Genomic DNA, 17,828 nt, shown 5'->3' with positions numbered 1-17,828 from the left:
TACAAATTTTTCTTGACAAGTTTTCTTTGTTATGGTAAACTTTTAGGTAACAAGTGTTGCGCAACAATCGTTGCGCGAAAGGAGTCGTATGCCACCAAAAGTTAAATTTAGTAAAGAGGCTATGATTGGGACAGCTTTACAATTGGTGAGAGAAGAGGGAATAGCTAGTTTGACGGCTCGAGCATTAGCGGAAAAACTGGGAGCCACACCAAGAGTCATTTTTGGGCAATTTGCAAATATGGCTGAGTTACAAGCAGAGGTTATTGTTGCTGCGGAAATGGTAGTGGTGGAGTATATACGAAAGGCTTTAGAAGATGAGAAGCCTTTTCGATCTGTCGGGGTTGCTTATATCCTGTTCGCCTCAAAAGAGCCCCAACTTTTTCAATTGCTTTTCCAAAATCATAGCAAAGATCCGATTCGTCGCTTTCAAGATTTTCTTCCCATGAAGGATCATAGTTACCAATTGGTTCTGGATTCGATTGTCGCAGATTATCCGTTGACGTTAGTGGAGGCTAGTCGCCTGTACCAGCATCTATTTATTTACTCGCACGGCATGGCCTCTATGGTTGCTTCTGGTATTTATCAGTTCAGCATGGAAGAAGTGATTGATTTATTGACAGAAGTTTGTCAATCTCTCATCAAAGAAATGGTAGGAAAGAAATGATTCAACTAGAAAATGTTCACAAAGGCTACGGCCAAAGCAAGGTCTTAAAAGGTATTGATTTGCAGATTCAAGACCAGGATGATGTAGTTATCCTAGGTCCTTCTGGATCAGGAAAGTCAACCCTCTTAAACGTATTGTCGGGATTAGAAAAGGTAGATGAGGGGCATATTCTCATTCAAGGACAGGATTTATCGCAGCTCACAGATGCTCAATTGACAGCCTTTAGACGTGAAAAAATTGCCTTTATTTTTCAGCAGTATTATTTATTGCTTAATTTGACGGTCAGACAAAATGTAAAGATGGGAGCTGACCTGGCAAACAATCATGATTTTTTGCAAATTATCGAAGATTTGGGTCTTGGCGATAAGCTAGACAAGTATCCAAGTGAATTGTCTGGTGGGGAACAGCAGAGAGTCTCCATTGCACGTGCCCTGGCCAAAAAGCCAGAGATTCTTTTCTTAGATGAGCCGACGGGGGCCCTGGATGAAGAAACAGGGCGCAAGATTCTCGACTATATCTGGAAGTTAAAGGAAAAGCTTGGTTTTACCCTCATCATGGTGACGCACAACCAAAATATTGCGGATATGGCCAGAACCGTCATTCGCGTCAATAGTGGCAAGATTACTCAAGTTGTGACCAATGATCAGCCACAGACAGCTTATGAGATTGGATGGTAAGCCATGTTTTCAGTAAAAGATATTCGAAAATTAGTTGTCGTCAGTATCATTGGGGCTTGTGCAGTCTTTGTGGCCAATCTCTTCTTGAATTTTTATCTGGATATCGAGCAGTTGGAGATTTCTAAAACCAATCCGATGATTCAGACCTACTATGATGCCCAGGTTTCGCTATCTTGGATGGTGGCCATGGTCAGTGGGGTTGTCTTGTCCTTGACGTCGATCCTTCTCATGTGTTTTTATATCAAACAATTTGTCGATGACCACAAGGAACAATTAGGAATTTTAAAGGCTTTGGGGTATAGCAATGGCCAGTTGGCGAAACGATTTTGGGCTTTTGGGCTCAGTTTTGGAGTTGGAGCGCTTCTTGGCTATTTCGGTTCTTTTCTTATGATGGGGCATTTTTATGACTTTCGCAATGAGAAGGGGATTTTGCCAGACATTACCATTCATTTTCACTGGCAGCTCCTGGTCGCTTTAGTGATACTGCCAACGACTTTCTTTATGGTTCTTGCGATTGGCTATGCTAGAAGACAACTACAAACGCCGGCCCTTCGCCTATTGAAAAAATACCCAACACCGATTAAGGTCAAAAGAAAAAAAAGTGCTCCTAAGAAAGAGAAAGACTTCCTAAAAGAGCTGTCTTCGTCGCTGATTTGGGGGAGAAAATCGATCCTGTTTTTTGTGGTCTTTGGCTCCATGTGTTTCGCGGCCATGGTTCAATTGTCTTTTGGGCTAAGGGACTACACAGATGACATCATCCAAACGATGATGATTATGATTGGTTTGATCCTTTCTTTCTCTATTCTCTTGTTGTCATTGGGAATTGTCGTTTCAGAAAGTCGCGAAACCTTGGCCTTGATGAAGGCTTTTGGCTACACCGATCGTGAATGCCAAAGTCATATTCTCGCTCCCTATCGTTTCTGGGCCTATCTAGGATTTGTTCTTGGGACGGCTTATCAATATGGCATCATGGAAATCTTGATTGGTGTGATCAAAGACACCGTTCCTGAAAAGATTGAGCATAACTTTGACTGGAATGTGTGCTTTTGGACTTTGATCGTTTTTGCTGTGGTTTATGAAAGTCTCTTTTATCTATCCAACAGAAAACTCCAAAAACAAACCATCAAAGAAGTGCTCTTAGCTGAATAAATAGAAAAGGTTGGCTTACCCAGCCTTTTTCTTTTGAAACGCATTGACAAGGGAGGCTTTTCCGCTATTCTAGGGGAATGAAAGAAAAGGAAAGGAAAGGGATTGAGATGAAACGGAGTTACTAGCAGGACCTGAAAGGGGCCTTTTACTTAATCTGGCGCAATAAATGGTCCTTTATCTCTGTAGGGATCCTCTGGCAGTTTGTGGTTGGCATTGGGCTGTGGTCTTGTGTCATAAATAAATCAATAGACCTGTGAGTGTATCTCCCAGGTCTTTCGTTTAGCTGAAATATTTCACAATAATTTCTTCTAAACCTTTGACTAATAAAGAAAATTATCGTACAATAAAGAGTACGTGATAAAATGAGACCAGAGTTTATTTGCTCTGGCGTTAGTAGTAAAAAAAGAGGAGAAACGCTTTGGAATTAGAAGTATTTGCTGGGCAAGAAAAAAGTGAACTATCTATGATTGAGGTGGCTCGTGCCATCTTGGAACTCCGTGGTCGCGATCACGAAATGCATTTTAGCGATTTGGTTAATGAAATCCAAAACTATCTTGGTACCTCTAATAGCGATATTCGCGAAGCACTATCTTTGTTCTATACAGAGTTGAACTTTGATGGTAGCTTCATCTCTCTTGGAGATAACAAGTGGGGCCTTCGTTCATGGTATGGAGTAGATGAAATTGACGAAGAAATCATTGCTCTTGAAGAAAGTGACGATGAAGAAGTAGCACCTAAGGCTAAGAAAAAACGTGTTAATGCCTTTATGGATGGAGATACGGATGCCATTGATTATGGTGCAGATGATCCAGAGGATGAGGATGCCTACGAAGAAGATCCAGCTCTTTCTTATGATGATGAAAATCCAGACGATGAGAAGAACGAAGTAGAAGCCTACGACGCTGAAATCAACGAAATCGCACCAGATGATCTTGGGGAAGATGTCGAACTCGTTGAAGAAGATGATGAAGATTCTGAGGAAGAAGAAGAATAATACCAAACAACAAGGGAATTCCCTTGTTGTTTTTCTTTTCTGCATTAGAACTATAAATCTAGTAAAGAATGACATTTGACAAATGTACCAAATTGAGGTAAGATATTGTTCGGGCACCTCTTTTTGAGGTCGGAGCTTCCTAGTTACTAGGGAGCTATTTTTGTTTTTCCAGGGAAATAATCATCCTTGATTGTAGTTGTCGATGAAGGTCTTGTTTTCTTAGTCCCCCTCTAGTGAACAAGATCTTGAGGATTTTAGAAAGAGGAATCTATGTCTACGAAATATATTTTTGTAACTGGTGGTGTGGTGTCGTCTATTGGGAAAGGGATTGTTGCGGCGAGCCTAGGACGGCTCTTGAAAAATCGTGGTTTGAAGGTAACCATCCAAAAATTTGACCCTTATATCAATATCGATCCAGGGACCATGAGCCCTTACCAGCACGGGGAAGTCTTTGTAACAGATGATGGGGCTGAGACAGATTTGGACTTGGGTCACTATGAACGTTTTATTGATATCAATCTCAATAAATACTCAAACGTGACAACTGGTAAAATCTACAGCGAAGTTCTTCGTAAGGAACGTCGTGGGGAGTACCTCGGTGCAACTGTCCAAGTCATTCCTCATATTACAGATGCCTTGAAAGAAAAAATCAAGCGTGCTGCCCTAACAACTGACTCTGATGTTATTATTACAGAGGTTGGGGGAACAGTCGGCGATATTGAATCCCTTCCATTCTTAGAAGCGCTCCGTCAGATGAAGTCTGATGTCGGAGCAGAAAATGTCATGTATATCCATACAACCTTGCTTCCTTACCTCAAGGCGGCTGGAGAAATGAAGACCAAGCCGACTCAACACTCTGTCAAAGAATTGCGTGGTTTGGGAATCCAGCCAAATATGTTAGTCATTCGTACAGAAAAAACAGCAGGACAAGGGATTAAAAACAAACTAGCCCAGTTCTGTGATGTGGCGCCAGAAGCAGTTATCGAGTCATTGGATGTCGAACATCTTTACCAAATCCCGCTTAATCTGCAAGCACAAGGCATGGATCAAATCGTCTGTGACCATTTGAAGATTGACGCACCGGCAGCAGATATGACAGAGTGGTCAGTTATGGTTGATAAGGTTATGAATTTCAAAAAACAAGTCAAAATTGCTCTTGTTGGTAAGTATGTCGAGCTGCAAGATGCCTACATTTCTGTCGTAGAGGCCTTGAAACACTCTGGTTATGCCAATGATACAGAAGTCAAGATTGATTGGGTCAATGCTAACGATGTGACAGCTGACAATGTAGCAGAACTCCTAGCTGATGCTGACGGAATCATCGTTCCAGGTGGTTTTGGTCAACGTGGCACTGAGGGTAAGATTCAAGCAATTCGCTATGCTCGAGAAAATGATGTACCAATGTTGGGGGTCTGCTTGGGAATGCAATTGACCTGTATCGAGTTTGCCCGTCATGTTTTGGGACTTGAAGGAGCTAATTCAGCAGAGCTTGATCCTGATACAAAATATCCGATCATCGATATCATGCGTGATCAGATTGATGTTGAGGACATGGGTGGAACCCTTCGTTTGGGACTTTATCCTTCTAAGTTAAAACGTGGTTCTAAGGCAGCGGCAGCTTATCATAACAAAGAAGTTGTACAACGCCGTCACCGCCACCGTTATGAGTTTAACAATGCCTTCCGTGAACAGTTTGAAGGAGCAGGATTTGTTTTCTCAGGTGTTTCACCAGACAATCGCTTGGTCGAAATTGTTGAAATCCCAGAAAATAAATTCTTTGTGGCTTGTCAGTACCATCCAGAACTTTCAAGTCGTCCAAATCGTCCAGAAGAACTCTACACTGCATTTGTAACAGCAGCTGTTGAAAATAGTAAATAGTAGAATAAACCTTTGAGAATCATCTCAGAGGTTTTTAATTTGTTTTCAGTATTATGAAAATCTGGAAAATCAGCTCTGAATTTGGTAAGATAAGATTATGGATTTTGAAAAAATTGAACAAGCATATACTTATTTATTAGAAAATGTCCAAATCGTTCAAAATGATTTGGCGACTAGCTTTTATGACGCCTTGATAGAACAAAATGGGATCTATCTCGATAGTCAAACCAATCTGGAGCAAGTCAAAAAAAATAACCAGGCCATAAAACGTTTGGCACTTCGAAAAGAGGAGTGGTTACGGACCTATCAATTTTTGTTAATGAAGGCAGCGCAAACAGAACCTCTTCAAGCCAACCACCAGTTCACACCGGATGCGGTTGGTCACTTGATGATTTTTATCATAGAGCAACTTTTTCCTGCTGAAAATGTGAGTCTATTAGAGTTGGGTTCTGGGATGGGAATTCTGGGTGCTAGCTTCTTAACGTCCATGAACAAAAAGGTAGATTACCTGGGAATAGAACTTGATGACCTCCTGATTGACTTGGCGGCAAGCATGGCGGAAGTAATGGATCTTCAAATGGGCTTTGTCCAAGGAGATGCAGTACGTCCACAAGTATTAAAAGAAAGTGATATCATTGTGAGCGACCTGCCTGTCGGTTACTATCCAGATGATCAGACAGCCTCACGTTATCAAGTAGCGGCTAAGAATGAACATACTTATGCTCATCATTTGTTAATGGAACAATCTCTCAAGTATCTCAGAACAGGAGGCTATGCGATTTTTCTAGCTCCAACAGATCTCCTGACAAGTCCTCAGAGTGAACTTTTGAAATCCTGGCTGACAGAGCAGGCTCAACTAGTGGCAATTATTGCCTTACCAGAGGATCTCTTCGCTCAAGGAGCCCAATCTAAGACCATTTTTGTCCTCCAGAAGAAGACGGGAGAAGGAGTTGAACCGTTTGTTTATCCACTTACCAGTCTTCGCGACCCTGAAATTTTGATGGAATTTAAGGAAAATTTTCAAAATTGGTGTCAAGGGCATGAAATCTAGTGTAAATTTTGATATAATAGTTGAAAACGCTTAAAAAGGGGAATAAATTTATGACAAAAACCATTGCAATTAACGCTGGAAGCTCTAGCTTGAAATGGCAACTTTATCAAATGCCAGAAGAAAAGGTGCTTGCAAAAGGTTTGATTGAGCGAATCGGATTGAAGGATTCTGTTTCAACAGTTAAGTTTGATGGTCGTTCTGAAGAACAAGTTCTTGATATTGAAAACCATACCTTGGCAGTTAAGATTTTACTTGATGACTTGATTCGTTTTGAAATTATTAAATCTTATGATGAGATTACTGGTGTTGGACACCGTGTCGTTGCAGGTGGTGAGTACTTCAAAGAGTCTACAGTTGTTGAAGGCGATGTCTTGGAAAAAATTGAAGAACTAGGACTTCTTGCTCCATTGCACAACCCTGCAAATGCTGCTGGTATTCGTGCCTTCAAAGAATTGTTGCCAGATATCACAAGCGTAGCTGTCTTTGATACATCATTCCACACAACAATGCCAGAAAAAGCATACCGTTATCCATTACCAACTAAGTACTATACAGAGAACAAGGTTCGTAAATACGGTGCTCACGGTACAAGTCACCAATATGTTGCTCAAGAAGCAGCAAAACTATTGGGTCGCCCACTAGAAGAATTGAAATTAATCACTTGCCATATTGGTAATGGTGCTTCTATCACAGCTGTTAAAGGTGGTCAATCAATCGATACATCAATGGGATTCACTCCACTTGGTGGTGTTATGATGGGAACTCGTACAGGGGATATTGATCCAGCCATCATTCCTTATTTAATGCAATATACAGAGGACTTCAAGACTCCAGACGATATTAGTCGTATTCTAAACCGTGAATCTGGTCTTCAGGCAGTTTCAGGCTTATCAAGTGACATGCGTGATGTTCAGAATGGTGTGAACGAAGGCAATCACGATGCTATTCTTGCCTTTGAAATGTATGTTGACCGTATCCAAAAATACATTGGACAATACTTGGCAGTTCTAAACGGGGCAGATGCTATTATCTTTACTGCTGGTGTTGGTGAAAATGCAACTCTTGTGCGTGAGAAAGTTATTTCAGGTATCTCTTGGTTTGGTTGTGATCTAGACCCAGAGAAAAATGTCTTTGGAGTAACTGGAGACATTTCTACAGATGCTGCGACACTTCGTGTACTTGTCATCCCAACTGATGAAGAACTTGTGATTGCGCGTGATGTGGAGCGTTTGAAAAAATAAATGATAAGAAAATCGACCTTCTCGAAAGAGAGGTCGATTTTTATTTTTAAAAAATCTTCACCATTTAGTGAGCGAAACTTCGCCACTATTGAGCCAAATTTTCTCACCAGTAGCTAATTGGATCTGTAGTTGACCCTGGTCAGAGATATCACAAGCTTTTCCTGAGATGATTTCTTGATCTTTCCTAAAGGAAATTTCTTTGCCTAAAACAATTGATTGTTTTTTATAAAGGTAAAGCAGCTCATCGGCCTCAGTTTCGTAGAAACATTTCCAGATTTCTGCAATCAGCTCGTTGCGAGTGATTGGGCTGTTTTGAGAGAAGAGACTTCCAGCTTTCCCTTGTAGGTTTTTTGGAAAATCAGCGATAGAAAAGTTGATACCAACACCAATAATAACATCTGTGACAAGGCCGGTTTCGACAGAAGTGATGGCTTCGGTTAGAATACCGGCTATTTTTTTATGATTTAGGTATAAATCATTTACCCATTTGATATCTAAATCAATCAGACAAAGGTTTTTAACAGCCTTATAAATTGCGGCTGCAGTCAGGAGTGTATAAGCTGGTAGATCTAGATAAGAGAGATTGGGCTTGAGGTGGAGAGACATGTAAATCCCACCTTGTTCTGGAGAATAGTAGGGGCGTTGAAATCGACCACGTCCCATAGTTTGGCCTGTTGATAGGTAGAGTGTGTCTCCTTTGGCACCAGCTTCCATGGCCTCCTTAGCATCACTCTGGGTTGATTTGGTGATAGGTTTAAATTGAACTGAGATTGGGCTGTTGGCTTCTATTTCTTGAGGTAAGATTAGGTCACCGTGAAGAAGTTTGTAGCCACGGTTTTTGATGCTGTCAATTTCTAAACCTTCCTGCTGGAGGCGTTGGATAGCCTTCCAAACAGAGGTGCGAGAGAGGTTTAATATTTCAGCGATTTTCTCTCCGCTTAAATAATCTGTTTCATGAGCTAAGATTTTGTAAACTTCTTGGTAGGATTTCATACTAGGTCCTTTCTGGAACAACTAGATTTATTGTACCATATTTTTAAAAAAGGATGCGCGCTTTGAGAGATATCTTAGCTCGCTATAAAATTTTACCTAGTTTTAGTCAGGATGACATGGACAAAGTGGTTTTCAAATCATTTGAAAAATGGTAAAATGTTTTAATAGTTTATTTATCTGAGCTTTATAGCGCAGAGAGAAAGGAACTGTTGTGAAATCAATAGGTATCATTGAAAAATTGAAAGGCTTATCCAAGCAAGAGCTAGTCTTACTAGCTGTTATTCTAAGTATTTTCTTGCCTTTTTATATTTTCGTTATTATTTTTATCGCCTACTTAATAGGTTTAATATTTACAGGAGAGATGAAGGGGATATTAAAACGATTATCCCACCATTCTATCTTACTTTTATTTATCGGATATAGTGGCGTTATCTCTCTTTTAGCAAAAAATGTGATGGGGATGGTTTCCACTTTAGGAATGTTCCTCTTTGCAATTTTCTTTTATTATTACCAAGCCCATTTAACCCCTAAGTTTTTCAGATTAGTATTGCAATCGGTTATGTCGCTTAGTGTGCTAGCATCAGTTTTTGCAGCTTTAGAGCACTTTCAGATTGTAAAGAAATTTGATTATACTTTCTTATCACCTAAGATGCAGGTCTGGCATCAGAACCGTGCAGAGGTAGCTTTCTTTAATCCTAATTATTATGGGATTATCTGTTGCTTCTGTATTATGATTGGATTTTACCTAATTAGTACGACTAGATTGAGATGGTTGAGAATTTTCTCTCTCATTGCGATCTTTGCAAATTTGTTTGGCTTGAATTTCACCCAAAATAGAACAGCTTTTCCAGCTATTATCTTTGGTGCGATTATTTATCTTTTCACTACCATTAAGAACTGGCGTGCCTTCTGGCTCAGTATCGGAGTCTTCGGTGTTGGTCTAGCCTTTCTCTTCTCGAGCGATTTGGGAGTTCGAATGGGGACGCTCGATTCGTCTATGGAAGAACGAGTGTCGATCTGGAATGCTGGTATGACCTTATTCAAACAAAATCCCTTCTGGGGAGAAGGTCCACTAACTTATATGCATTCCTATCCCCGTATTTTTGCTCCTTATCACGAACATGCTCATAGTATATACATTGATACGATATTGAGTTACGGTGTGGTAGGAACGGTATTGTTAGGAATAGCTTCTTCTGGTCCAATTCGAATGTTGATTGATATGAGTCAGGAGCCGAGCAAGCGTCCAATTGTTGGTCTTTATCTTTCATTCTTAACAGTAGTTGCTGTGCATGGAATTTTTGATTTGGCACTCTTTTGGATTCAATCCTCCTTCATTTTCCTTTTAGTAATGTGTAGTTTACCATTAAAACATAGTATGATTGGAGAATTTGTTGAATAAACAAAAAGATAGTAGAAATGAGATTTTCTACTATCTTTTTTATTATTGAATAGCTTGAAGTAAGTCTTCAGCTTGTTTTTCTAGAGAAGCAGCAACGCTATCTTCAAGGACTAATTGACCATCTGCCCAGGCAGAATCATTAACACGAGCTGCGGTAAAATCACCAACAACCTGTGTACGGATAAATGGCAAGAGGTCTTTGTAAATCGCAAAGAGTTGATCGTGTCCTGCATTTGCTACAGATGAAACTGTAACAATCTTATCTTGAAGAGCAGATGCTCCACGAGTGTCAGATAAGTCAATGGCGCGTGAAAGCCAGTCAAGTAAGTTTTTCACAGTCCCTGGAATTGAGAAATTGTAGACTGGAGAGAAGATCCAGATAGCATCAGTAGCTTGAACAGCTTCGCGAGCCGCTGCAACAGCTGGAAGTGTAGGAACTTCAAGGTCTTGGCTAAAGAGAGGAATGGCTGAGTAGTCAAGGTAACTTACCTCGGCTTTGCCAGCAAGTGCCTTTTCAGCTTCTAGTGCCATTTGGTGGTTGAATGAACCTTCACGAAGTGAACCAACGATAAACAATATTTTTTTAGACATAGGGAGTCTCCTTTAAATTTCAATCTTTTAATCAGAATCACTCTGTTGTTATAATATATGTTACAACACGATAAAATCATTTGCAAGGGATATGCTCAGAAAATAAAATCAATAGAATCTAAGTTTTTAATTAAAAATGAAGACTGTAGAAAAGTCTATAAAAACACGGCTTGAAGTTATGTAATGATATCCTAAAAACGTATTGAAAATCCAGATTCCTCCCCTAACTTCACTTGTAATTCACTAGGATAGATGGTAAAATAGACGAGTGAAAAAGAGACAGAAAAAAGAAAAAAATTCCCTATTATTTCAGTACATTATTGGTATAACTTTGTTAACTCTAGTCATCACTTCTTCCTTTCTCTACTTGGTATGGCTCAGCATGAAGCCTTATCAAACTGCAAAGGTTGAAGGTGAGAGACTCGCTAAGCAGTATGCAAATCTAGAAACGGTTAGCCAGATTGATATCTTCAATGGTTTAGAAAGCTATTATAGTGTTCTTGGCCAAGATAAGAACCAGAAACCAGTTGCTGTCTTAATAGAGAAAAGTAGCAACAATATTTACGTATATCAACTAGAAAATGGAACTTCTCAAGAAAAAGCAGAAGCAGTTGTCAAGGAAAAAGGAGCAACTGAAATTGACAAGATTACTTTTGGACGGTACGCTGATAAGCCCGTCTGGGAAATCAAGTCTGGAGGAAACTATTATCTAGTAGATTTTGAATCTGGTACCTTAATCGAAAAGGAGAAGCTATGAAACTATCCAAGCGTGTATTAGAAATGGAAGAAAGTGTCACTCTGGCTAGTGATGCAAGAGCAAAGAAGTTAAAGGCTGAAGGAAAAGATGTTCTTTTCTTAACTTTAGGTCAGCCTGATTTTCATACTCCTGAAAATATTCAAGATGCCGCTGTTGCAGCCATTCGAGATGGACGTGCTTCTTTCTATACGGTAGCTTCAGGTTTGCCTGAGTTAAAAGCAGCAGTCAATACCTATTTTGAGCGTTATTATGGTTATTCCGTAGCGGCTAACGAAGTCACTTTTGCTACAGGTGCAAAATTCTCACTCTACACTTTCTTTATGGCTGTGGTTAATCCTGGAGATGAGGTTATTATTCCAACACCTTACTGGGTTAGCTATGGGGATCAGGTTAAGATGGCAGAAGGTGTTCCAGTCTTTGTCCAAACCAAAGAAGACAATCACTTTAAAGTGACTGTTGAGCAATTAGAAGCAGCTCGTACAGATAAGACCAAGGTCTTGGTTCTTAACTCACCATCTAATCCGACTGGGATGATTTATTCTCGTGAGGAACTCTTGGCCATTGGGAATTGGGCTGTTGAGCATGATATTCTCATCCTAGCAGATGATATTTATGGTCGTTTGGTCTATAACGGAAATGAGTTTGTGCCAATCTCTAGTCTATCAGAAGCGATTCGCAAGCAAACCATTGTCATTAACGGGGTATCAAAAGCCTACGCAATGACAGGTTGGCGTGTAGGTTATGCAGTGGGTGATCCAGCAATCATCGCTGCCATGAGCAAATTGACTGGTCAAACAACTTCTAACCTAACCGCTGTTTCACAATACGCAACAATCGAGGCACTAACTGGACCGCAAGATTCTGTAGAAGTCATGCGTCAAGCATTTGAAGAACGTTTGAATACCATCTATCCACTCTTGTGTGAAGTCCCTGGCTTTGAGGTTGTTAAACCACAAGGAGCTTTCTACCTCTTCCCAAATGTTAAAAAAGCCATGGAAATGAAAGGTTATAGCGATGTAACAGCATTTACAACGGCTATCCTTGAGGAAGTTGGTCTAGCATTGATTACAGGAGCCGGATTTGGAGCACCAGAGAATGTTCGTCTCAGCTATGCGACAGATCTAGATACACTTAAAGAAGCCATTCGTCGTTTGCACCAATTTATGGAAAAATAAGAAGTTAAACCTCCGTCCTTTTGGCGGAGGTTTTTGTAGCTAAAAACTTATGAATTTCTATCAAACAAGCTAGCTATCAGCCATTATTTGTGGTACAATAATGGGTAATAATGTCTTTGGACAAGTTAAACGAAAAAGGAAGATAAATGATGACAAAACGTGTAACAATTATCGAAGTAAAAGACTACGTTGGTCAAGAAGTGACCATCGGTGCTTGGGTGGCCAACAAATCAGGTAAAGGAAAAATTGCTTTCTTGCAATTGCGTGACGGGACTGCCTTTTTCCAAGGTGTGGCTTTTAAACCAAACTTTATCGAAAAATTCGGCGAAGAAGTAGGTCTTGAAAAATTTGACACCATCAAACGCCTAAGCCAAGAAACATCTGTCTTTGTGACAGGGATTGTCAAAGAAGACGAACGCTCAAAATTTGGTTATGAGCTTGATATCACAGATATTGAAGTGATCGGTGAGTCTCAAGATTACCCAATCACTCCAAAAGAACACGGAACAGACTTCTTGATGGACAACCGTCACTTGTGGTTGCGTTCACGCAAACAAGTTGCTGTTATGCAAATCCGTAATGCTATCATCTATGCAACTTATGAGTTCTTTGATAAAAATGGCTTCATGAAGTTTGATAGCCCAATTCTTTCAGGAAATGCTGCAGAAGATTCTACAGAACTTTTTGAAACAGACTACTTCGGAACACCAGCCTACTTGAGTCAATCTGGTCAGCTTTACCTTGAAGCTGGTGCTATGGCCCTTGGTCGTGTCTTCGACTTTGGTCCAGTATTCCGTGCTGAAAAATCAAAAACTCGCCGTCACTTGACTGAGTTCTGGATGATGGATGCTGAGTATTCATACTTGACACATGATGAGTCACTTGACTTGCAAGAAGCTTATGTCAAAGCTCTTCTTCAAGGTGTTCTTGACCGTGCTCCACAAGCATTGGAAACATTGGAACGTGATACTGAGCTTTTGAAACGCTACATTGCAGAGCCATTCAAACGCATCACTTACGATGAAGCGATTGATCTCTTGCAAGAGCATGAAAACGATGAAGATGCGGACTACGAACATTTGGAACATGGAGATGACTTCGGCTCACCACACGAGACTTGGATTTCAAACCACTTTGGTGTACCAACCTTTGTCATGAACTACCCAGCAGATATCAAGGCCTTCTACATGAAACCAGTTCCTGGAAATCCAGAGCGCGTGCTTTGTGCAGATTTGCTCGCACCAGAAGGTTACGGAGAAATCATCGGTGGTTCCATGCGTGAGGAAGATTACGATGCCCTTGTAGCGAAGATGGAATCACTTGGTATGGATCGTACAGAATATGAATTCTACCTTGACCTTCGTAAATACGGTACAGTACCACACGGTGGATTTGGTATCGGTATCGAACGTATGGTAACCTTCGCAGCTGGTACAAAACACATCCGTGAAGCCATTCCATTCCCACGTATGTTGCACCGTATCAAACCTTAATAGCCATAAAAACGCCGTCTGGCGTTTTTATACTCTTCGAAAATCAAATTCAAACTACGTCAGCTTCACCTTGCCGTACTCAAGTACAGCCTGCGGCTAGCTTCCTAGTTTGCTCTTTGATTTTCATTGAGTATTACTTTAAATGAAAGAGGTAGAGAAAATGTAGGCAACTCTAAGTAAGTCTTTTAGAAAAACTCATATTATATATTGAAAGAGAGAAAACGATGTTTAAAAGAACTTACAAACGCAACATTCCACTCCTAGCAGGTCTGGAATTCACTTCTTATTTTGGAATCACCAGTTTTTGGATTTTGTTTTTTATCCAAAATGGTCTTTCCTTACTTCAAATCGGTTTACTAGAAAGTATCTTTCATGGGACAAGTCTCTTATGTGAAATCCCATCTGGTATGTTGGCCGATCGATTTAGCTACAAGACCAATCTCTATTTGGCTCGCTTGGCCAGTATTGTATCCTCTATCTTGATTTTGTTTGGTCAGGGGAATTTTTGGATCTATGCGCTAGCTATGATGGTCAATGCTTGGTCCTATAATTTTGATTCGGGGACCAGCACCGCTTTCTTATATGATTCAGCAGTTGAAGCAGGTCAAAAAGAACGTTATCTTCAAATTTCTAGCTTTTTGTCTGGTGTGGCCGAAGTTACCCGAACCCTAGGTACAGTTGTGGCAGGCTTCTTTATTCACGGAGCCTTGGCTTGGACTTATCTAATTGCTATTGGATTGTCTTTTCTTTCTATAATCTTGATTTATTTGATGAAAGAACCAATGGATAAGAGAGAAAAAAATGAAGCCTTAACCTTTAAAACGATTGTCCTGCAAGTTCGAAAAGAATGGAATGAAAAACCAGTACTCTTTTACTGGATGCTGACTTATCAGCTAGTCGGGACACTCATGTGCATGTTTTACTTTTACTATCAGCAGAAAATAAGTGACTTAGCAGGATGGCAGGTATCGCTGGTCATGCTTATTGGTAGTGGCTTAAATCTTATAGCAGTTTATGTAGCTAGTCAAATTGGTGAAAAATGGAATAGCAATCGAGTTTTTCCGACTCTTGTTGCACTAACGGGTTTAGCCTTGCTATTGGTGTTTTTTGGAACTCCCTTTGCTTTTCTTCTCGTATATCTTTTAACCGATACACTCTATGCAGTTTATCAACCAATCTATTTTAATGACTTACAAGGCTATTTACCGTCCAGTGTAAGAGCAACTATGCTTAGTATCAATTCTATGCTCTTTAGTTTATCTATGATTGTCATTTTCCCATTGACAGGTTGGTTGATTGATCGTTGGGGTCTGGTAGCTGTCTTTTTAGTTCTAGGTCTTATTTTACTATTAACCTATCCTATCTTAAGAATTGGTCTAAAAAGGATGGGCAAGCTATTAAATCAGGACTTAAAAACTGAATAAAGCACGAAACCCTATTTGCCCAAAGAAAGATCCTGTGGTACAATAGCAAGAAGAAAAGGAGAAGAGCATGATTGATGTAGAAGAAATTCTAAGTAAGATGAATCCCAATCAAAAGATCAACTATGACCGTGTCATGCAAAAGATGGTTCAAGTTTGGGAAAAAAATGAAGAGAGACCAACTATTCTCATGCACGTCTGTTGTGCTCCCTGTAGCACTTACACTCTAGAGTATTTGACCAAGTATGCGGATGTGACCATCTATTTTGCAAATTCAAATATCCATCCAAAAGCTGAGTATCATAAGCGTGCCTATGTGACAAAAAAGTTTGTCAGTGATTTCAATGAACGAACTGGCAACAAGGTTCAATATCTAGAAGCACCCTATGAACCCAACGAATACCGTCAGCTGGTCAGAGGTTTGGAAGAAGAACCTGAAGGTGGCGATCGCTGCAAGGTTTGTTTTGACTATCGCTTGGACAAGACAGCGCAAGTGGCTATGGACTTAGGCTTTGACTACTTTGGCTCAGCCCTAACCATCAGTCCTCACAAAAATTCGCAAACGATTAATAGTATTGGAATTGATGTGCAGAAAATCTACACCACTCACTATCTTCCGAGTGATTTTAAGAAAAATCAAGGTTATAAACGCTCTGTAGAAATGTGTGAAGAGTACGACATTTATCGCCAATGTTACTGTGGCTGTGTCTATGCAGCTCAAGCTCAAAATATTGACTTGGTACAGGTCAAGAAGGATGCAACCGCCTTTATGGTTGATAAGGATATCGAGAAAGATTATTCTCACATCAAATTTACTGTTACAAAGTTAGATATTTAAAGGAAAACCTGCCTCAAGGCAGGTTTTTTGCTTATAAAAAAACGAGGTCAGGATTTTGTTCCTGACCTCTGACAACTTTACCGATTCTTTAGTTCTACGTAGCGTTTGTACCAAATGTTGACATAGGCTTCTGAGAAGGGGCCTCGTTCATTGTTGATCCAGTCAACAAGAATCTTAACATGCTCTTTCAAAATATAGTCTAAATCATCAGGATAATTCATCTTACGCTTATGACGCTCATACTCTTCGACGTCCAAGAGGCGTTTCTCACCATCTGTAAAAACTTTAACATCTAAATCATAGTCGATGTATTTTAAAGCTTCTTCGTCTAGATAATAAGGGCTAGCCATGTTGCAATAGTAGGAAATCCCATTATCACGAATCATGGCGATGATATTAAACCAATATTTTTTGTGAAAGTAAACAATAGCCGGTTCTCGAGTCACCCAACGACGACCGTCACTTTCGGTAACAAGTGTGTGGTCGTTGACGCCGATAATAGCGTTCTCTGTTGTTTTTAGTACCATGGTGTCTCGCCAAGTGCGGTGGAGACTCCCATCATGCTTATAACTTTGAATTGTAATAAAGTCGCCTTCTTTTGGAAGTTTCATAACTAACCAACTTTCTACAATTTATAAGTTTATCGTTTACTATTGTATCATATTTTTGTTTAAAGTTCTTAGTTTTTCCATGAAAAAATTAAAGATATTCTCTGAGAGCGCTGGCTATATCCGAAAAATCGTAGCCTTTTCTTGCTAAAACTTGTGTCAAACGTTGTTTCAGTTCGTATCCTTCATACTTTCGTGAATATTTCCGATATTGCTTATCCAACTCTTTAAAAATAAGTTCCTGAACAGTTTCCTCTTCTACCTGACTATCCAGTTGATCAAAGGCTGTTTTGGCCTCTGAGTATGAGAATCCTTTATTGGTTAGGCTTTGAATAATCTTATCTTGTAGAGCGCGGGCAGGTAATTTACCCTGATATTTTTTCAGTAGTTTTTCGGCTGTACGCTCTGCCACTTCCGCCAGATCAAATTCTTGTAAGACTTCTTGGATAATGGATTTGGCAACACCTTTTTGAGAAATCTTCTGCATCAGCATATAGCTTCCCTTATCTCCTGATAGCTGATTAGAGTTGATAATAGTATAGGCATATTGTCGGTCATTTATCCAGTTGTCATCTTTTAGAGATTGGATGACTTTGGGGATGATGTTCTCATCGATTTCATGTTTACTTAGATAATCTCGGACTTCTTTTTCAGTACGAGCCTTGAAGGATAAGTGGTAGAGTGCCAAGTTTTTTCCGTAAGAAAATTGTGCAAAGGATTGAATTTCTGCAAACTCTTCGGGACTAATGTCCTTATCTTTGGTCAACATAAAGCGAACAATGGTATCCTCGGTAATGTAGCAAGTTTTGTCGCTATCAAGCTCTAGCAGATAGAGTCTTTTTTTCTTTTCTAGTTTTGTGATTTTCATGTTTCTATTATAGCGTATTTTGTGATAA

At 39.9% G+C, this 17,828-nt stretch carries 17 protein-coding genes; 13 read left to right on the top strand and 4 right to left on the bottom strand.

The window, feature by feature from the left end:
* Positions 1 to 88: 88 nt before the first annotated feature.
* The 7 genes from ACVAMZ_RS07065 to ACVAMZ_RS07035 all read left to right on the top strand — a co-directional run bounded on the left by ACVAMZ_RS07065 (position 89) and on the right by ACVAMZ_RS07035 (position 7,654).
* Entirely contained in the window at positions 89 to 664 is a 576-nt protein-coding gene (locus ACVAMZ_RS07065; RefSeq protein ID WP_247921818.1) for a TetR/AcrR family transcriptional regulator, read from the top strand.
* Positions 661 to 1,341, top strand: a complete 681-nt coding sequence (locus ACVAMZ_RS07060) for an ABC transporter ATP-binding protein (RefSeq protein WP_461684454.1) — start codon at positions 661 to 663, stop codon at positions 1,339 to 1,341. The genes ACVAMZ_RS07065 and ACVAMZ_RS07060 overlap by 4 nt, the downstream gene beginning before the upstream one ends.
* 3 nt (positions 1,342 to 1,344) lie before the next feature.
* A complete protein-coding gene (locus ACVAMZ_RS07055; protein WP_461684453.1) occupies positions 1,345 to 2,490 on the top strand; it encodes an FtsX-like permease family protein in 1,146 nt (381 codons plus the stop codon).
* A 418-nt stretch (positions 2,491 to 2,908) separates the two neighbouring features.
* Positions 2,909 to 3,484, top strand: a complete 576-nt coding sequence (gene rpoE / locus ACVAMZ_RS07050; RefSeq protein ID WP_461684452.1) for a DNA-directed RNA polymerase subunit delta — start codon at positions 2,909 to 2,911, stop codon at positions 3,482 to 3,484.
* A gap of 270 nt (positions 3,485 to 3,754) precedes the next feature.
* Entirely contained in the window at positions 3,755 to 5,362 is a 1,608-nt protein-coding gene (locus ACVAMZ_RS07045; protein ID WP_461684451.1) for a CTP synthase, read from the top strand.
* A gap of 97 nt (positions 5,363 to 5,459) precedes the next feature.
* Complete coding sequence (locus ACVAMZ_RS07040) at positions 5,460 to 6,413, top strand: class I SAM-dependent methyltransferase (protein ID WP_461684450.1); 954 nt, start codon at positions 5,460 to 5,462, stop codon at positions 6,411 to 6,413.
* A 50-nt stretch (positions 6,414 to 6,463) separates the two neighbouring features.
* Positions 6,464 to 7,654 carry an acetate kinase gene (locus ACVAMZ_RS07035; protein ID WP_461684449.1) on the top strand — a complete coding sequence of 397 codons (1,191 nt, stop codon included), beginning with the start codon at positions 6,464 to 6,466 and terminating at the stop codon, positions 7,652 to 7,654.
* Positions 7,655 to 7,711: 57 nt separating this feature from the next.
* Here ACVAMZ_RS07035 and birA read toward each other — a convergent pair whose 3' ends face one another.
* On the bottom strand, positions 7,712 to 8,647 hold the full coding sequence (gene birA, locus ACVAMZ_RS07030) for a bifunctional biotin--[acetyl-CoA-carboxylase] ligase/biotin operon repressor BirA (RefSeq protein WP_461684448.1): 936 nt from the start codon (positions 8,645 to 8,647) through the stop codon (positions 7,712 to 7,714).
* Between the two features lie 211 nt (positions 8,648 to 8,858).
* Here birA and ACVAMZ_RS07025 point away from each other — a divergent pair, with 211 nt between their 5' ends.
* Positions 8,859 to 10,049 carry an O-antigen ligase family protein gene (locus tag ACVAMZ_RS07025; RefSeq protein ID WP_461684447.1) on the top strand — a complete coding sequence of 397 codons (1,191 nt, stop codon included), beginning with the start codon at positions 8,859 to 8,861 and terminating at the stop codon, positions 10,047 to 10,049.
* 42 nt (positions 10,050 to 10,091) lie between these two features.
* On the opposite strand, the gene ACVAMZ_RS07020 is transcribed toward ACVAMZ_RS07025, so the two are convergent.
* On the bottom strand, positions 10,092 to 10,640 hold the full coding sequence (locus ACVAMZ_RS07020; protein WP_006152321.1) for an NADPH-dependent FMN reductase: 549 nt from the start codon (positions 10,638 to 10,640) through the stop codon (positions 10,092 to 10,094).
* 268 nt (positions 10,641 to 10,908) lie between these two features.
* On the opposite strand from ACVAMZ_RS07020, the gene ACVAMZ_RS07015 reads away from it, so the two are divergent.
* From ACVAMZ_RS07015 to ACVAMZ_RS06995, 5 genes are all read left to right on the top strand, one after another.
* The gene (locus ACVAMZ_RS07015; protein WP_461684446.1) at positions 10,909 to 11,397 is read left to right on the top strand and encodes a cell wall elongation regulator TseB-like domain-containing protein; all 489 of its coding nucleotides are present in this window, start codon (positions 10,909 to 10,911) and stop codon (positions 11,395 to 11,397) included.
* On the top strand, positions 11,394 to 12,572 hold the full coding sequence (locus tag ACVAMZ_RS07010) for a pyridoxal phosphate-dependent aminotransferase (protein ID WP_461684445.1): 1,179 nt from the start codon (positions 11,394 to 11,396) through the stop codon (positions 12,570 to 12,572). Before ACVAMZ_RS07015 ends, ACVAMZ_RS07010 begins: the two co-directional genes overlap by 4 nt.
* Positions 12,573 to 12,721: 149 nt before the next feature.
* Complete coding sequence (asnS, locus tag ACVAMZ_RS07005; RefSeq protein WP_461684444.1) at positions 12,722 to 14,065, top strand: asparagine--tRNA ligase; 1,344 nt, start codon at positions 12,722 to 12,724, stop codon at positions 14,063 to 14,065.
* A gap of 224 nt (positions 14,066 to 14,289) precedes the next feature.
* Entirely contained in the window at positions 14,290 to 15,489 is a 1,200-nt protein-coding gene (locus ACVAMZ_RS07000; RefSeq protein ID WP_461684443.1) for an MFS transporter, read from the top strand.
* A gap of 67 nt (positions 15,490 to 15,556) precedes the next feature.
* Entirely contained in the window at positions 15,557 to 16,324 is a 768-nt protein-coding gene (locus ACVAMZ_RS06995; RefSeq protein ID WP_000567559.1) for an epoxyqueuosine reductase QueH, read from the top strand.
* Between the two features lie 77 nt (positions 16,325 to 16,401).
* Here the strand turns inward: ACVAMZ_RS06995 and ntdP are convergent, their stop codons facing one another.
* Positions 16,402 to 16,935, bottom strand: a complete 534-nt coding sequence (gene ntdP, locus ACVAMZ_RS06990; RefSeq protein ID WP_004252157.1) for a nucleoside tri-diphosphate phosphatase — start codon at positions 16,933 to 16,935, stop codon at positions 16,402 to 16,404.
* An 88-nt stretch (positions 16,936 to 17,023) separates the two neighbouring features.
* The gene (gene recX / locus ACVAMZ_RS06985) at positions 17,024 to 17,800 is read right to left on the bottom strand and encodes a recombination regulator RecX (RefSeq protein ID WP_461684442.1); all 777 of its coding nucleotides are present in this window, start codon (positions 17,798 to 17,800) and stop codon (positions 17,024 to 17,026) included.
* Positions 17,801 to 17,828 lie beyond the last annotated feature (28 nt).

This window comes from Streptococcus sp. KHUD_017 (assembly GCF_054861245.1).
Note: the sequence above shows the minus strand (reverse complement) of the source record. Positions and strands in the feature narration are given on the sequence as shown.